Origin of the sequence: Streptomyces sp. NRRL B-24572, from assembly GCF_002156145.1 — a bacterium.
Classification (GTDB): Bacteria; Actinomycetota; Actinomycetes; order Streptomycetales; family Streptomycetaceae; genus Streptomyces; species Streptomyces vietnamensis.
In genome coordinates this window covers 1-634 of record NZ_MWIG01001076.1, presented here as the reverse complement: position 1 = coordinate 634, position 634 = coordinate 1, and the positions used below count along the sequence as shown (strand labels likewise).

The following is a 634-nucleotide window of genomic DNA, read 5'->3' as shown; positions in this document are numbered from 1 at the left end:
CCGTCGGCCTGCGCGACCGCAGCACGAACACCACCTGCACCCTGCGTGCGACGACCTCGTACGACTCGGCCAGCGTCGTGAAGGTGACCGTCCTCGCCACGCTCCTCTGGGACGCCAAGAAGACCAACCGGTACCTGACCTCGCGCGAGTCCACCCTCGCCACCGCCATGATCACCAAGTCCGACAACGCGGCCACCACCTCCCTGTGGAACCAGCTCGGCGTCACCAAGGTGAAGGGCTTCCTGGCGGCCGCCGGCATGACGCGGACNNCCGACGAGCAGCGGCTGCTCTCTCTGATCACCGCCAGGAACACCGTCCTGAGCGACAACTCCCGTGCCTACATCCTCAAGCTCATGGGGAACGTCATCACCTCGCAGAGGTGGGGCACCCCGGCCGGCGCGCCCTCTTCCGTAGCCGTGCACGTCAAGAACGGCTGGCTGCAGCGCGCCACGCGCGGCTGGCGCGTGCACAGCATCGGCACGTTCAACGGCAGCGGCCACGACTACACCATCTCCGTGCTCACCGACGGCAACAGCACGATGAGCTACGGCGTGAACACGATCCAGGCCGTGGCCAAGGTGATCCATCGGGATCTGGTCCCGACCACGACCGCCGCGTCCCGTTACACGCCGAC

General features: G+C 67.4%; 1 protein-coding gene. It reads left to right on the top strand.

The genetic code is table 11. The annotated features are described in order from the left end of the window. A partial coding sequence (locus CCN56_RS40265) for a serine hydrolase (RefSeq protein WP_086832506.1) occupies positions 1–634 on the top strand: 634 nt, incomplete at both ends.